This is a genomic window from Chryseobacterium sp. CS3K3.1, assembly GCF_059515165.1.
Genome location: NZ_JCAKRV010000001.1, coordinates 134,951 through 151,868, shown reverse-complemented (window position 1 = coordinate 151,868; position 16,918 = coordinate 134,951). Strand labels below are relative to the sequence as shown.

The following is a 16,918-nucleotide window of genomic DNA, read 5'->3' as shown; positions in this document are numbered from 1 at the left end:
CCTGCCTGTTCATACAAAAAAATCACCCCGGCCGGCGGGGTGATTCTTTTGATGTGTCGGAAAGTGTAATTATTCTCTGTTCTTTACAACAATCCAGCCTGAGAATTTTATCGGAGTACTGTTTTTATTATTTTCATTCCATGAAACAGAATACCAATAGTTTCCTGTAGGAACTTTTTTACTTCCATTGGTAGTTCCTGCCCATTTGTAACCATTGGTTTTATCGGCCTGGAACATTTTATAACCATACCTGTCGAAGATGGCTATTTCCAGGTTTTGTTTATTGGCCAAAGCTGAATAATCTATAAAATCATTCTTGCCGTCATCGTTAGGTGTAATAATATTGATAAGGTTAGGTACTGTAATATTGACTTCAACAGGAACGCAGTTATAACCGTCTCTTACATATACTTTTGCTTCTCCTCTGGCAATATTGGTAAACACATTGGAATCCTGCCAGTTGATATTATCCATAGAATACTGATAAGGAGGAGTTCCGCCATTGGCATATACTGTTACCGTACTTCCCGAAATATCAACCGTTGTAATAACCGGATTATCGGAAGGGTATACTGTTACTTTCTGGGTTGCAACACAATCTCCGGTTTTAAGTTTTACCCAGTAAGTTCCTACCCCTACATTTTTGATAGATTGAGTAGTAGCTCCTGTGCTCCATTCGTAGCTTTTGAAACCTGCGCCTGCATCTAAAGTAGTTGTATTTTCTATACAAATTGTCTTGTCTAGCAAAGTTCTTGAATAAACAGGAGGGATTACCGTTAATGTAACTTTAGCAATAGAATAACATCCGTTTGAGCTGAATACTTTAATATAAACTACACCGTTAGGAGCAATGTATGCTGCCGGAGTAGATATTGCATTGGTTCCACTGATGGCATCTGTCAGCGATGGATAGTATTCTTTTGTAAGTCCGCCCTGAGAAACGACAGCTCCTGTAAGATTAAAGGATGCCATAGACGGGTTGGTCTCAATAAAGCAGGATTTTATTTCAACATCATTCACAACCACAACAGGGTAAATATTCAATGTAATTTTAGAAGTACTCACACATCCCTGAGGAGTTGTTACTTTTACATATATTGTTGCTGCTGCAGACGCATAGGCAGAAGGATTTGTTATCTGGTTCGTACCGTTATTAAGGTCGTATAAAGTAGGATAGAATTCTTTGGTAACTCCGGCAACAGTTGTTACAGCAGCTGTGTTGAGGTCAAATGTTGCTGTCCCTGCATTATTGTTATTACATCCGGTCAGACTGGCATCTGTTGCTGCAAATGGTGTGGGGTTAAGCTGGATAACACCGTCGCCATTATCGCAAAGAGTAGACGTAGGATCCTTAACTACCACTTTGATCGTCGTATTTCCTGAATATTGAAAACTTGATGGATTGGCGATAGGCGTTGAGCTTCCCAATACATAATATGTGAAAATATAATTTCCGGGATTATTTACAAATTGGGAATTATAAGAAGTAAGGTCTACTGTACCATTTCCTGTAGCGGGATTTGTACAAACGAATGGAGTTATGGTATTGCTTAGGATAGGAACTTTATCTACAAATACCTTAACATTTTTAATAGAATGTCTTGCACTGGCACCTCCGGTTGCTGCAGAGAAACCAAAATATCCCTGCGACATTCCTACGGCACCTCCGGAAGGAGCAAAAGACTGATCTACAATAAGAGCACCGTTTATTCTCACTTTGATAATCCAGTTTGTCGGGTTGGTAAGATCTGTTTCTCCATTTACCTCAACATGTCTGTAAGTGTCTCCTACAAACGGATTGGTAGCAATAAGATCAGGAGAGTGAAAAGTACTTCCCGGAGTCGTGTTGAACTCAATATTGTTCCCGGCTGTATTATTGGTACCATAAAGAATGTGAACTTTACTCATCTGGCCTTCAGTGGTATTGTTGAAGATATCAAAGCCAACCATGAGCCCGGAAGCATTGGCCGGAATTCCCAGTCCTCCTCCTGATACAAATCCTGTTGGTGGATTAGCGAGATACCAGAAGGTAAAACCGTCTCCTTTTCCAAATTGTGTAGTTCCGTTTCCGTCTATTCTGAAATCGAATTCCACTTTCCACTTATCACAATAGCTCAGAGTGATAGGAGTGGATAATTTTACGGCCCCGTATCTGCTGGTCTGATCGGTTGTCAGTCTTACAAAGTCTCCGCTTACTACAGCATCAGAGACAAGGTCCCAGCCCGTTGTATTTACAGGGTTTCCGGTAAGTTGATAGGTTTGCGAAAGAAACCTTCCCGGCAGGCATAATAAGATAGCCAGTAAAAAAAAGAGTATATTTTTTTTCATAGTGGATGGATTATGATGTTATTGCTTCTTGATATAAAATTGTTTTTTAAGTTTAAATTATTAGTGAAAAATTAATATCTGATCCCAATCTCTGTTTGGGCAAATTCTGTTTTTTAACACCGAAACTACCCCAAATGAGGTAGTTTCTGATAGTAATTTTATTCCCTGTTTTTAACCAATACCCAGCCTGAGTATTTTGTTTCAGTATTGTCTTTATTGTTTTCGTTCCATGAAATGGTGTACCAGTAAGTTCCTGTAAGAACCTTTTTACCGGAAGCTGTGCCGTCCCAGGTGAAATTTCTCATTTTTCCGGCTTCATACAATTTATTGCCATATCGGTCGTAAACGATGAATACAAGATTCTTTTTGTAAGCCAGCGCTGAATAGTCAATAACATCATTTACATTGTCGCCGTTTGGAGTGATGGCGTTAATCAGGTTAGGAACGGTAATCTGAACTTCAACAGGGGTACAGTTATAAAAATCTTTTACATACACTCTTACTTCGCCTCTTGCTAAACCTGTGAATATATTGCCAGGCTGCCAGTTCACTCCATCCAGAGAAAACTGATATGGAGGAGTCCCGCCTGCTGCATTTACTGTTATGGTGTTGTTGTCAATATCGATGCTGGAAATCACAGGATTTGCAGATGCTTTTACATTGACAGTCTGCGTAGTGATGCAGTTACCGGTCTTCAATTTTACCCAATAAGGGCCTACTCCTACATCTTTAATCGATGAAGTTGTTGCTCCTGTGCTCCATTCATAGCCGTCAAATCCAGGTCCGGCATCCAGATCTGTTTTTTCTCCGATACAGATGGTTTTGTCTTTCAGGACAGAAGACGTTACAGGAGGTAATACAATAAGATTGATTTTAGCAATATTAAAACAGCCGTTGGCATCCGTTACTTTAGCATACACGGCAGTAGTTGTAGATAAATACTGAAGAGGATTCATGATTTCATTGACTCCGTCCAGAGCATTCGCTATAGAGGTGTAATATTTTTTGGCAGCACCAGCACCTAAACTAGTAACATCTGCGGTAGTGAGATTAAAAATAGCACTGGTAATGTTATTTTCAATAAAACATGATCTTAGGGTAGCTTCCTGCACAGGAGTGTCCGGATAAAAGGCCAGCGTGATTTTTGCTGTACCTGTACATCCCTGAGGGGTTGTTACTTTTACATATACTTCTCCGGGAGCAGAGAAGTAGTTGCCGGGATTTTGAATTTCATTCGTATCTGCATTAAGATCTGCTAACGTTTTGTAGTATTTTTTAACAGCACCGGGAACACCTGTGACATTTGCTGTATTCAGGTTGAAAGTGGCTGTTCCTGCTTTGTTATTGTTACATACCGTAATCGTTTTGTCTTCCGCTTTGAAAGGAGCAAGAACCAGCAAAATTTTACCGTCGGGGTTATCACAAAGCAGCCCTGCATTATCTTTAATAACAACTGTTACTGTTGAGTTAGCGTTGAACTGATAATTGGTCGGATTAGCAATAGGTGTAGAACTTCCAAACGGATAATAGGTAAATGTATAATTGGAAGGGTTGCTGACAAATTGTGAGTTGAAAGTAGTCAGGTTTACAGATCCGTATCCGGTTGTAGGGTTGGGGCAGAATGACTGTGTTGCTGAATCTTGTAAAATAGGAACTTTATCCGTATAAATTTTTACATTTTTAATGGAATGTCTTGATCTTGCTCCTCCTGTAGATGCGGAAAAACCAAAATATCCTACTGTCATTGCAGCAGCAGTGCCTGAAGGCGCAAAAGACTGATTACAAATTACGTTACCGTCTATTGTTATCTTTATGATCCAGCTGGTAGGAGCTGCGGGATCTACCTGTGCTGTCACTTCCACATGTTTAAAAGTGGTTCCCTGAAACGGTTGTGTAGTATTCAGATCCGGTGAATGGAAAGAACTTCCGGGAACATTAAAGAACTCAACGTTATTGGTGTCTGTTGTATTTTGAACCTGTCCGTAAGCCACGTGAACTTTGCTCATGGTAGCAGTTGTGGTGTTGTTATAAGTGTCAAGTCCTACCACCAGACCCACTGCATTTTGAGATACCCCAAGCCCGGATCCTAATACGCTGGCAACAGGAGGGTTGGCAAGATACCAGAAGGCAATTCCATCACCGTTGGAGGTTTGATTGGAGTCCATTCTGAAGTCAAATTCCACTCTCCATTTGTCGCAATATTTTAAATTGATGGGGTCATTCAGCCTGATAGAACCGGACTGGTTGTTGGTATCCGGTGTAAGCTGAATAAAATCTGTGTTTACCTGGGTGGGAGAAACCATGGTCCAACCGGTAGTTGTTACCGGGTTTCCTATAAGCTGATAAGTCTGGGCAAAGGACTTCCCGGCTATACAGAGTAAAAAAACAGATAAATACAATAATAGATTTTTATTCATTTATAATGGGACTTAGATTAATATGTAAAGATATTAAATCCCAGTTAAATAATGTGTATTTAATGTTAATTTCGCTTAAATTTTAATAATATTTTAAAAAAATACTGCTAATTATGAGATAATGGTGAATATTATAGTATCTATTAAGTATTTACATTAATTAAATTAAAATAATGAATTGTTGTCCAGCCCTTCAAAATAAGTATCGATTTCAAGATCGGGAGAGCCCGCTGCAGCAACGGCCAATTTGTCGCAAAGCTCGTTTTCAAAGTGCCCGGCATGACCTTTTACCCAATGCATTTTTGGGGAGTGTTTGTTATACAGCTCTACAAATTTTTTCCATAGATCTGGATTTTTTACGTTTTTCCAGCCTCTTTTGATCCATCCGGCAATCCAGTTCTGGTTGATCGCATCAGATACATATTTGCTGTCTGTGTAAACGTGGATATCGTTTTCTGTAGATTTCAGTTTTTCCAATGCTGTAATGACCGCCAGAAGTTCCATTCTGTTGTTGGTCGTTTTCCGAAAACCTTTGGAAAATGTTTTCTGGTAGTTTTTTTCAGGAACACGCATGAGAATTCCATATCCGCCTTTTCCCGGATTTCCGCTGCAAGCCCCGTCGGTATAAATTTCGATTCTCAAATCTTTTTTTTAAAAATGGATGTATTGGCTACAATTAAACTGATCTAAACTTGAGTCTTTCTTAAAACGGGAAATCATCATCGTCATCAAAATCATTCATTGAAGAACCGGAAAGTTTTGAGCTGTCCGGAAGATCAAATGCTGCTCCTGGCTGAATCGTTGTTTTAATCTTGTCAAAGCCGCTTGGTTCTCCAAAGTTGGAAGGATATCCTCCTCCGGCACCACCATCAAATGCTGCTTCAATATCACCGAATTTGGCAAAATGTTTTAAGAAAGATAATCTGACATCTGCTGTAGCACCATTTCTATGTTTTGCAATGATAAGTTCGGCCTGGTTTTCAGTAGAAGTTTCCTGTCCTTCTTCATCATTATCCCAAACGGTAATTTTATAATACTCCGGTCTGAAGATGAAAGATACGATATCCGCATCCTGCTCAATTGCTCCGGATTCCCTCAGATCTGAAAGCTGAGGTCTTTTTCCGGGACGGGCTTCCACACTTCTTGAAAGCTGGGAAAGAGCAATTACCGGTACGTTAAGTTCTTTTGCAATCGCTTTTAATGAACGTGAAATCATGGAGATCTCCTGTTCACGGTTTCCAACTCCTTTTCCACCACCACCGGCTGTCATCAGCTGAAGGTAGTCGACCATGATAAGTCTCACTCCATGCTGCATCACTAATCTTCGGCATTTTGCACGGAAGTCGAATATGGAAAGGGAAGGTGTTTCATCAATATACAAAGGAGCGTTTTCCAGTTCAGATACATTGGAAAACAGTCTCTGCCATTCTTCATCATCCAGGGTTCCCTTTCTTAGTTTCTCTGAGGAAATCCTTGTTTCAGAAGCAATCATCCTGGTGATAAGCTGTACTGAGGCCATCTCGAGAGAGAACAGAGCCATAGGAATTTTGTGGCCTACTGCAATATTTCTTGCCATGGAAAGAAGAAAGGCTGTTTTACCCATCGCCGGACGGGCGGCAATAATGATGAGGTCAGAATTCTGCCATCCTCCGGTTTCCTTATCCACATCTCTGAATCCTGAAGGAACTCCGGAAAGTCCCTGCTTATCTTTTAATGATTTAATCGTGTCAATAGCTTGTTTTACCAATGAGTTGGCAGTATCGAATCCTTTCTTGATAGTTCCGTTGGTAATCTCGAAGAAAGACTGTTCTGCCTTGTCCAGAAGCTCAAAAACATCTGTAGATTCTTTATAGGAAGAATCAATTACGTTAGCAGAAACATTGATAAGGCTTCTTAAAATATACTTTTCAAGAATAACACGTACGTGATATTCGATATGGGCGGACGAGCTTACTCCCATGGTGAGGTCAATAATGTAATGATCACCACCTGCCTGGCTCAGCTTGTCTTCTTTTTTTAAATCCTGAATGATGGTCATTAAGTCTACCGGGTGGTTGCCTTCATACAATTTGAGAATAGTAGAAAAGATGACCTGATGTCTGGGATCATAAAATACCTCCGGGGTAAGAAGGTCGATGGAATGGTCAAGACCTTTTTTGTCAATCAAAAAAGTTCCGATAACCAGTCTTTCAAAGTCCACTGCATTGGGAGGCATTTTTCCATCCGCAATAGACAATTCTTTTGCAAAGTTTCCGTGTGTCAGGGATGATAATGTTTCTTTCTGCGCCATGGTGCAAAGATAGTTTATTTAAAAAATAATCAAAAAATAGTATTCAACAAATTATTAGCAGTCTTTCGTAAAATGCTGTAAACAGGAGGTTGGTCTTGTTGATAAAAAAAATCACCCCGGTCTGAGGTGATTTTTCAAAAAAGATGAAGTAGAACTTATTCTTTATTTTTTACCAATACCCATCCTGAATATTTAGTTTCGGTATTGTTTTTATTGTTTTCATTCCAGGAGATCGTATACCAGTACGTTCCTGTTGGAATTTTCTTACCAAAGGCAGTTCCGTCCCATGTAAAGTTATTGAATTTCTTCGCTTCATGAAGCTTGTTTCCATATCTGTCATATACAATGAAGATAAGGTTTTTCTTGTAAGCTAATGCTGAATAGTCGATAACATCATTTACATTGTCTCCGTTCGGAGTAATGGCGTTAATAAGATTAGGAACCGTTATTGTTACCTGGATAGGTGTACAGTTATAAGTATCTTTTACGTATACCGTATTTTCTCCTCTTGGAAGTCCTGTGAATGTGTTGGATTCCTGCCAGTTAATACCGTCTACGGAATATTGGTAAGGAGGAACTCCTCCTGTAGCTGTTACAGTAATATTGTTGTTGGTAATTTCGATTCCTGATACCACTGGCTGAAGGCTGGCATGTACACGTACTTCCTGAAGAGTGAAGCATTTTCCGGTCTGAAGCTTTACCCAATAAGCACCAACACCTACATTGCTGATAGATTGTGTAGTTTCACCAGTGCTCCATTCGTAGCTTACAAATCCAGGACCTGCATCCAGGGTAGTTTTGGCTTCAGCACAAATTGTTTTATCTTTTAATACCGCTGATTTTACAGGAGGTAATACTACCAGGTCTATTTTAGCAATTGAATAACACTGTTTGTCATTATCCACTCTTGCATATACTGTTTTGCTTTCTGAAAGATAGTTTAATGCTGCTATAATAGGATTTGTCTGTGCTTTCGCATCAGCTACTGTTGTGTAATACTTAATAATAGTTCCGGTAGGGGTTGGAACAGGTACACCAATATCTGCTTTGGAAAGATCAAATGTCGAACGCGTCACATCATTATCGATGTAACAGTTTTGGAGTACAGCATCTTTAAGCACAACCGTTGGGTAGAATAATAATCTGATGGTTGTGGTGGCAATACATCCGAAGGAAGAAACTACCTTTACATAGATGGTAGACTCAGCAGAAACATAGTTGGCAGGATCTGTAATTTCATTAATATCTGCATTCATATCTGCCGCCGTTTCATAATACTTGATCGTTGCTCCGGTTCCTCCAAATACATTGGCTGTTGTTAAGTCATATTTTGCAGTACCCGCTCCGTTGTTGTTACAGGAGTATAAAGTAGCCGAATTGGCAGAGATACCCACATTCACAAACTTGAATTTTCCGGTTATGAAACATCCGTTGATAGGATTGGTCGGATTGGTGGGATCCTGGTATACGATTCTGTAATAATATATTGTGGTTCCGTCTACGGTAGTTACTGTAAGAGGATTCTGTCCTGTAAGGGCGTCGTTGGTTGTTTTGTGATAAGTAACCTTGAAGTTCGTGCTGTTACCATTAATAATCGCTGCAGATAACGTTGTAAAATCAAACTGGGTAGGTAACGCACAAACCATCACCTGATTAGGATCGGTAGGAGTAGCTCCCGGAATACCCGGCGCAATAAATGGATTAGGAGAAAGAACCGGATCATTAAATGCTGAACTTAAGCTTGCAGTCCCTGTCCATTCTAAAGAAAAACCATTAACAGATCTACTGAAGTTGTCAATAACCAGATAATAAGTCTGGCCAACTAACACATCCATATAAGGACTCCATTTACCATTGTTCATGCTTGATGTAACACCTGGAGGATTGGTAGGAAATACCGCTGGTGGAGCAAGAGTCAGATCGAGACCTGTATCTCCTGAAGTACCGCTATAGTTACATCTTATGGGCTGTATGAAAACGTGATCCGCATTCTGTAACGAAGCACAGCCGTTAGCTGTTGGTCCGTAAACTGCAAAATCATAATCATCATCCTGATCGTTAGGTTTTATTGTAAATGCCAGTGTTCCTGGTGTGGATACTGTGAAAGTGTACCAAACTGTATATCTTTCATTGGTACTGAGGCATCCACCGTTCTGGTTAAGAATTTCTATTATATTCCCCGGGCCTGAAGGGGTGTATGAAATGTCAGAATTACCACAGATGGGAATTGCTGTGACACAATCTGACTGTGAAAAGGCCATTTGCGTTATCAATAAAATAAAAAGGAGTAATATTTTTTTCATTGTTAAAACTTTTTTTTGTTAAACAAACTTGAAATCAATAAATGTTTATCATTATTTGTAAAAGAAAAAGCCGCCAAAGCGGCTTTTTGTATTCTGAGGTGTTTTATTCTCTGTTTTTTACAACAATCCAACCAGAAAACTTGAAAGGAGTATTCTTCTTGTCATTCTCGTTCCATGTTACAGAATACCAGTAGGTGCCTGTTGGTATGTTTTTGCCGCCAATTCGGCCATCCCATTTGTAACCATTGGATTTGTCTCCCTGGTGGATTTTTGTTCCATATCTGTCAAAGATACTCAAAATAAGATTCTGTTTGTCTGCCATCGCAGAATAATCTACAACATCATTGATACCATCTCCGTTTGGAGTAATCATATTGATAAGATTAGGAACAAGTACCGTAACTTCAATAGGCTCGCAGTCATAAGCATCCTTTACATACACTTTGTAAGTTCCTCTTGCTACATTAGAGAATGTATTGGAAGCCTGCCATAAAATTTTATCCATAGAGTACTGGTAATCCGGAGTTCCTCCAATAACATTGATCGTTAATGTAGTGTTGGAAATGTCAACATTGGTAACAACCGGCTGCTCAGAAGGATATACCGTTACTTTTTGAGTGGCAACACATTCCCCTGTTTTTAATTTTACCCAGTAAACTCCTACGCCTACATCTTTGATGGACTGTGTTGTAGCGCCAGTACTCCATTCATAGCTTTTGAATCCAGGTCCCGCATCCAAAGTGGTAGTATCTTCCATACAGATGATTTTGTCTTTCAATACACTGGATGTTACCGGGGCAATTACAGTTAAACCAATCTTTACCACTACATAACAACCTCTGGTGTCAGACACTCTTACGTATACTAAACCACTTGGTGCAATATAATTAGCATTTAAAATCTCGTTGGTTCCGTCAATTGCATCGGTCAGTGAAGGGAAGTATTTTTTAGTGATACCTGCCTGGGGCGTAATAACAGCAGCATTATCAAGGTTGAATAAGGCTGTGGAAGGATTCGCTTCAATAAAACATGATCTTAATTCTGCATCTTTCGCAATGATTTGCGGATAGAACTTAAGCGTAATTTCAGCAATATCACTACATCCGAATACCGAAGTTACCTTTACATATATTTTACCCTCTGCGGAAACAAACTGATAGATGTTGGTAATCTCATTAATTGAGTTATTCAGATCGTATAAAGTATAATAATATTTCTTGGTTGCGGTGGGGTCAGGGAAAACATCTGCAGTCGTAAGGTCATAAGTTGCCGTACCTGCATTATTATTGTTACAGCTTGTTAACGTTACGTCTGTTGCCTTGATGGTACCATCTTTGAATTTAAATTTACCGGTCTGTCTGCATTTATTAATAGGGCTGTCAGGATTTGTCGGGTCAGTATAATTGATACTGTAGAAATAAACACCAACAGGAGTTACCGTTTGAGGACCCACAAGAGGGTTGTTGCCGGTTAAGGCATCATTTTGACTTGTATGATAGCTGATGCTGAAATTTGGATTGCCGTTAAGAATTCCTGCTGATAACGATGCAAAATCAAAAGTCGCCGGATTAGAACATATGATGACTTCTCTTGGGTCATTAGGGTTAGCCCCTGGGATTCCCGGAGGTACAAATGGGTGAGGCTGTATATTCGGATCGGTGAACGGAGAAGATAAAGTAGCCGTTCCGCCCCATGATAATTTGAATCCGTTAGCTGTTTCTCTGTGGTTATTCACAATGATATAGTAAGTCTGGCCAGGCAATACATCCATGTATTTTACCCATTTGTCTCCTGTAGCGGTTTCACTAAGATCTGTAGAGGTCATATTAAGACCTGTATTCCCACTTAGTCCGGAATAGGAACAACGTATCGGGGTACCAAGGTTTGAGCAGGATTTGTCAGGCCCGTAAACACCAAAGTCATAATCGTCACTCTGGTCGTTAGGGATGATTTCAAAGGTAAGGGTTCCGCCTGTAGCTATAGTAAAAGAATACCATACCGAGTACTTTTCGTCAGAAGTTAAACATCCGCCCAGATCTTCGGCAATGTCTCCGTGACCGCCTGGTGTATATGAAATGTCAGAGTTACCGCAGACCGCCATTGCAGTACCACAATCTGACTGGGCAAATAAAATATGTGAAAATATGATTAAGAAAACAAGTAATGTTTTTTTCATGAGAATTAATTTTTAAAAACAAATATTAAAACTGTTTAATTACTAAAAATTGCTGTTTTTTATCTGATATAAAAGAGTGTTTCACTATAATGAATTTCCAGATCTTTCATAATAAAAAAACTGATCGTCCCAATTAGCTCAGGAGATCATGCATTTTACTTATTGTTAGTTTGTTCCGATCAGTTGTTTTCCCCAGTTGGGTGAACTGGATGCAGTGCCTGATGTTTCAAATTCTTTGGCTGCTTTTTGATAAAACTTTATAGCTTCAGCCTTGTTTCCCTGCTTTTCAGCAATTTCAGCTTTCAGAAAGGAAAGTCTTGGATTGTTCTTTAAAGTTGTTTCTGCCTTATTCATGAAACTTGTCACAGTCTTTAATTCCTTTTGAGGATCTGCCGCTGTTTTTATTCTGATTTTCTGAAAATGAATAAGCGCAAGAAGAAGGTTTACTTCTCCATTGTTCTTTTCAGAAGCAAGGGATTGCATGGCCAGTTTTCTTGCAGTCTCATTAGGCTCTCCAAGAGGGCTGTTCGGACTGTTATTTAAAAGGAAATTCGTTTTAAGATATAATGCTGCTGCTGCATAATAATTAGCCTGCCATTTATCTGAAGTTTTAGCTTCTGAAAACCTGGAAAATAGCATATCGTAATCGTTTTCTGTTTTAGCGTTATCGAATTGTAAAACAGCTTGTTGTAAGGTTTGATCTGAAAAAAATTGAGCATTCATCAGAGAACCTGTCACGAGAAAGCTCAAAATTAGTAAAAGTTTAGTCATAGGGGGATATTTTATGAAGCAAATATAAAAAATTATTAACGTTAAATTAAAGATTTTAGGATATATTTAATGAAAGTAATGTATTGGTTTTAAATGTGGTATTTTATTATTGGGATTCAATAATGCATAGATCGTAAATATATGAGCGGTTTTAATAAATATTTGAGATCGAATTCTTCAATAAATTTTAAAAAAACAAGTATAAAACAAAAATCAGAATAGAAAACGTTCTATTCTGATTTTAAGTATTTCGGATTTTGATTTTTCAAATATCCGATTTTAAATAGGCTGGTAAACAATAAGTTAATATTGCATCTTTCTCAATTTAGGATTGGTGCTTCCTACAAGCAGTGCAACTAAAACAGTCATACAGCCGCCAAATACAACAGAGCGCACTACTCCCAGTAATTTGGCCATAAGCCCGCTTTCGAACTGTCCCATTTCATTACTGGACATGATGAAAATGGAGTTCACACTCAGAACGCGTCCTCTGATATGATCAGGCGTTTTTAACTGAACAATGGTACCGCGGATAACAACAGAAATCCCATCCAGCATTCCGCTCATCACCAGAAACATAAAAGACAGCCAGTATAGTTTTGATAACCCGAATCCGATGATGCATAACCCGAATCCGGTAACAACCGCAAGAAGTATTTTCCCTTGATTTTTCCGAAGAGGAACAATAGACAAAATAGTAATAATACACATGGAGCCAATATCTGAAGCAGCGTTCAGTAAGCCGAAACCTTCAGCTCCCGACTGTAAAATATCAGTCGCAAATACAGGGATCATAGCTACCGCACCGCCGAAAAGTACGGCAAACATATCAAGGCACAGCGCTCCCAGAATCTCTTTGGTTTTAAAAATATACGAAATCCCTTCACGCATACTTTCCACTACATTTACTGTTTCCTTTTTATATTCAGAATGCTGTTTGTGTAGCTGCCAGAAGAATAACGACGCAACAAATATTAATGTTAAAATAGCAACCAGGGTCCATTTTACCCCGATAAACCCAATAAGAACACCGCCAATAGCGTGGCCGCAAACTGAAGATATCAGGAACGTTGCCTGGTTTAAGGTTACTGCATTCGGAAGGTTTTCTTTCTTTACGATTTTAGGAATCATGGAAGGAACAATAGGACCGATAAAGGCTCTTGCTATCCCTGTGAAAAAAATAACGCCATAAATATAATAGGTAATCTGATGACCTGTAAAGTGCATTTCCACATTAAAGAATGCGGGAATCAGCAGAAGCCCGATCAGAAAAATATAAGCATAATTACAAATAAGAAGCAGCCTCTTCTTTTCATTCATGTCAATAACATGTCCGGCATACAGCGCACAGCTTACCGCAGGAATTACCTCAGAAAGTCCGATAAGGCCTATGGAAAAAGGATCTTTTGTTAATTGATATACCCACCATCCTAATAAAGTGGCAAGCATTCTGAAAGCTAAAACAATAAAAAATCTCCCGGTGAGAAGATTTCTGAACTCAACATTTTGTAATGTTTGTAACGGGGTAAAGGAAATCATGAACAAAAATAGCCCTAAAAATTTATTTAGGGCCATTTATATGTCAGTTTTTGAAAGATATATTAAATAAGTCTCAAAAGATAATATCTATTTTAGTCTGCTCTTGTAGAACTTAGTACGATAGCGGCAACACCAGCTGCGCCAATGATGGTAGCTCCTGCAGCAATTCTTGCCTTTCTTCTGTCTTTTACAGCAGCCACATTGGCTTTAGGAATAATTACTTCTGTACTGTCTTTTTTACCGGCTGTACCCACCAGATTTTCACCAACAACGTTTCTGAATAAGATGGTCTGCTTTGGTGAGCCATCTCTCATCGTTACTTTATATATTTTTCCGGCTTCAAGATTAGAGTAGTTGTTTTTTGAAATATCTTCGCTGTATTTTGTAGTAGCACAAGATGTAATAACAAATAAAGATGTTAGTAAAGATGATTTCAACAGTACAGATGCTTTCATTATTTTCTTTTAGTTTTTCAAATTTATAATTTTTTTTGAATATACGTTTTTGGAATTGAAAAAATATGATTAAAATTTGTAAATTCCCAATAAATCTGCAATCTTTCTGTCATTAGCCAATCTTGGTGTCTTATTCTGGCCCCCTAATTTTCCCTGGGATTTGGCATATTCATGAAATGCACCTTTTTTAAGTCTCGTAATCTGCAATTTCTGTAAAATATTCCCTGAAATCAAATCATCATAGTAAGTATTTCTTTTACGAAGCTGCAGATCAAGGTCATCCCTGAATGCTTCCAGGTTTTCAGGTTCTTTTTCAAATTCAATCAGCCATTCGTGACAGGGAAGTCCTTCATCCGGATTTACCTGCGGAGCCAGATGGAATTCTGTGATCTGTGCCGGATATTTTTCAAGGGCAGCTTTCATTGCTTCCTCTACTTCAAAAGCAATCACGTGCTCTCCAAATGCAGAAGTAAAATGTTTTGTTCTTCCGCTTACCAAAACCCTGTAGGGATCTTTGCTGATAAATCTTACAACATCTCCTATAGAATAGGCCCACAAACCGGAATTGGTCGTAAGAATTAATGCGTAATCTTTATGAAGCTCAACTTCTTTTAAAGTTAATCGCCTTGCTCCGGGCTTACCATATTCTTCCAAAGGAATGAATTCATAGAAAATCCCGTGATTGGTTAATAACAGTAATCCTTCTTGAGTATAATCATCCTGGAAAGCAAAAAAACCTTCAGAAGCTGGAAAGGTCTGAACAATATCTACTTTACCTCCCAATAGCTCCTCCATTTTATCACGGTAAGGTTCGTAATTAACACCTCCGGTTACAATAAGCTGAAGATTAGGGAAAAGCTGTTTGATTTTTTTACCGTGTTTCTCTGTCAGTTTCTCAAAATACATGATCAGCCATGGCGGAATTCCAGAAATCAGAGTCATATTTTCATGTTCCGTTTCTTCAATAATTTTATCTACTTTGGTTTCCCAGTCTTCCATAATATTGGTTTCCCAGCTTGGCAGACGGTTTTTCTGAAGATAATTAGGAATATGATGCGCTACAATACCTGATAGCCTTCCCGTTTTTATTCCGAATACTTCTTCCAGTTCCGGGCTGCCCTGAAGAAAAATCATTTTCCCATTCACGAAATCAGCATTGTTTTTTCTGCTGATATAATGAAATAAGGCGCTTTGAGCTCCGGCAATCTGAAACGGCATTCCTTCTTTGGAGATCGGAATGTACTTAGAACCGGAAGTGGTTCCTGAAGTTTTGGCAAAATACTCCGGAGTTTCTGTCCATAGAATATTAGCCTGTCCTTTTTTTACCCTTTCAATATAAGGTTTCAGATCTTCATAATCAGCTACAGGAACTCTGTCCTGAAATTCTTTTACAGAATGAATATTTTCAAAATCATGTTCCCGCCCGAAAAGTGTTTTTTGAGCAGTATTCACCAGAGAAAGGAGTAAATCTTCCTGGTTTTTCTCAGCATTTTTTTTGAAATCCTCTGCTTTTTGGACGTGTTTTTTTGCCCAGATCAGCGCTGCATTTTTCTTGAAGAAGTTTAACATGGGTCAAATTTATAAATAAGTAGAGAATCTGAAATGATTTTTGTGAAGGTTCACATAAAAAAACCGATGGAACAGGTTCCACCGGCTTTTCGAAATTTGATTATGAAAATAACAACTATATGTTAATGTTATGCTTATTTGTTTGCTTTGTACCTTTTATCAGGAGTGCCGTCTTTTTTCAGGTGTTTGTTTTCTTTATATCTCTTATCCGGAGTACCGTCCTTTTTCATTTTGGCAGCCGGTTGTGCAGGCTTAACTGCTTTTGCATCCATTGCCGGTTGGGCAGCTTTCACTTCAGCTGGTTTTGCAGCTGTAGTTGCTTTTACAGGCGGGTGTGCTGGAGCACTTTTAGCGGGAGCAGTCTGCTGAGCAGTAGCAAGTCCTAATCCCAGGATTAAAGACATTGCAGATAAGAATTTTTTCATAAGAATTATTGTTTGTTTTTGTTGAATAAAGATATACAAAAAGCAGGCAAAAAAACGGGGATTCTCAAACTTAACTAAAGTTTATTACAGCTTAAAAAAAAATTAAAACACTTCATTTACAATGAAAAAGCCTGTCTCCGGAAATGGAAACAGGCTTGCATAATATATAAATAGACATGGCTAGCGCGTACAGTTGGCTGTCCACGTTTTACCATCCTTTGCGTATAGGATTTTTAAAACATTGTTATCAATTCTTATGTAAGAAGTTGCTGTAGATCCAATCATAACAAGGGTATGATCTCCTTCCTGATTAAACTCTATTCCGTTAAGATCCGGAATGCTGTTGGAGAAAGCAAAATTATATTTGGTACCGCTGGCAATCTTTGTTACAAATACACTTCCGTCATCTGTGCTGATATTGGTGGATCCTCCGTCATTATAAGAAACTTTTCCTTTATAAGTTCCTGCGAAAAATTCATTGTTTACCGGATCATCATCTTTACTGCACGACGAAAAAGATAATGCTGTAAATACCAACAGCATCATAACTCCTAAGATTTTAATTGCTTTTTTCATAATATTATTCTTAAATGTTTGGTTATATCTTAAAAGCCAAACTCTATGCCACGGAGAAAATAGTTGATT

12 protein-coding genes are annotated in these 16,918 nt (G+C 38.7%); all 12 read right to left on the bottom strand.

The features are described 5' to 3' along the window. Positions 1-69: 69 nt before the first annotated feature. The 12 genes from AC5YGI_RS00645 to AC5YGI_RS00590 all read right to left on the bottom strand — a co-directional run bounded on the left by AC5YGI_RS00645 (position 70) and on the right by AC5YGI_RS00590 (position 16,849). Positions 70-2,328 (bottom strand): FIDD domain-containing protein, encoded by a 2,259-nt coding sequence (locus tag AC5YGI_RS00645; protein WP_330744993.1) that lies wholly within the window; start codon positions 2,326-2,328, stop codon positions 70-72. A gap of 158 nt (positions 2,329-2,486) precedes the next feature. After that, positions 2,487-4,745: an FIDD domain-containing protein gene (locus AC5YGI_RS00640; RefSeq protein WP_446106979.1), complete on the bottom strand. Its 2,259-nt coding sequence runs from the start codon at positions 4,743-4,745 to the stop codon at positions 2,487-2,489. Between the two features lie 165 nt (positions 4,746-4,910). Continuing rightward, positions 4,911-5,387, bottom strand: coding sequence for a ribonuclease HI (rnhA, locus tag AC5YGI_RS00635; protein WP_330744995.1), 477 nt, complete (start codon positions 5,385-5,387; stop codon positions 4,911-4,913). A gap of 61 nt (positions 5,388-5,448) precedes the next feature. Then, positions 5,449-7,035 carry a replicative DNA helicase gene (dnaB, locus tag AC5YGI_RS00630; RefSeq protein WP_330744996.1) on the bottom strand — a complete coding sequence of 529 codons (1,587 nt, stop codon included), beginning with the start codon at positions 7,033-7,035 and terminating at the stop codon, positions 5,449-5,451. Positions 7,036-7,190: 155 nt separating this feature from the next. Further along, complete coding sequence (locus tag AC5YGI_RS00625; protein WP_446106977.1) at positions 7,191-9,338, bottom strand: FIDD domain-containing protein; 2,148 nt, start codon at positions 9,336-9,338, stop codon at positions 7,191-7,193. A gap of 103 nt (positions 9,339-9,441) precedes the next feature. Beyond that, positions 9,442-11,514 carry an FIDD domain-containing protein gene (locus AC5YGI_RS00620; protein ID WP_330744998.1) on the bottom strand — a complete coding sequence of 691 codons (2,073 nt, stop codon included), beginning with the start codon at positions 11,512-11,514 and terminating at the stop codon, positions 9,442-9,444. A gap of 165 nt (positions 11,515-11,679) precedes the next feature. Beyond that, entirely contained in the window at positions 11,680-12,285 is a 606-nt protein-coding gene (locus tag AC5YGI_RS00615) for a tetratricopeptide repeat protein (protein ID WP_496167291.1), read from the bottom strand. A gap of 303 nt (positions 12,286-12,588) precedes the next feature. Beyond that, positions 12,589-13,824: an MFS transporter gene (locus tag AC5YGI_RS00610; RefSeq protein ID WP_202844191.1), complete on the bottom strand. Its 1,236-nt coding sequence runs from the start codon at positions 13,822-13,824 to the stop codon at positions 12,589-12,591. A gap of 92 nt (positions 13,825-13,916) precedes the next feature. Next, on the bottom strand, positions 13,917-14,279 hold the full coding sequence (locus AC5YGI_RS00605) for a hypothetical protein (protein ID WP_110008421.1): 363 nt from the start codon (positions 14,277-14,279) through the stop codon (positions 13,917-13,919). Positions 14,280-14,348: 69 nt separating this feature from the next. Beyond that, positions 14,349-15,848: a GH3 auxin-responsive promoter family protein gene (locus AC5YGI_RS00600; RefSeq protein ID WP_330745000.1), complete on the bottom strand. Its 1,500-nt coding sequence runs from the start codon at positions 15,846-15,848 to the stop codon at positions 14,349-14,351. Between the two features lie 134 nt (positions 15,849-15,982). Beyond that, positions 15,983-16,273 carry a hypothetical protein gene (locus AC5YGI_RS00595; RefSeq protein ID WP_330745001.1) on the bottom strand — a complete coding sequence of 97 codons (291 nt, stop codon included), beginning with the start codon at positions 16,271-16,273 and terminating at the stop codon, positions 15,983-15,985. A 180-nt stretch (positions 16,274-16,453) separates the two neighbouring features. Beyond that, entirely contained in the window at positions 16,454-16,849 is a 396-nt protein-coding gene (locus AC5YGI_RS00590; protein ID WP_330745002.1) for a hypothetical protein, read from the bottom strand. Between the last annotated feature and the right edge of the window lie 69 nt (positions 16,850-16,918).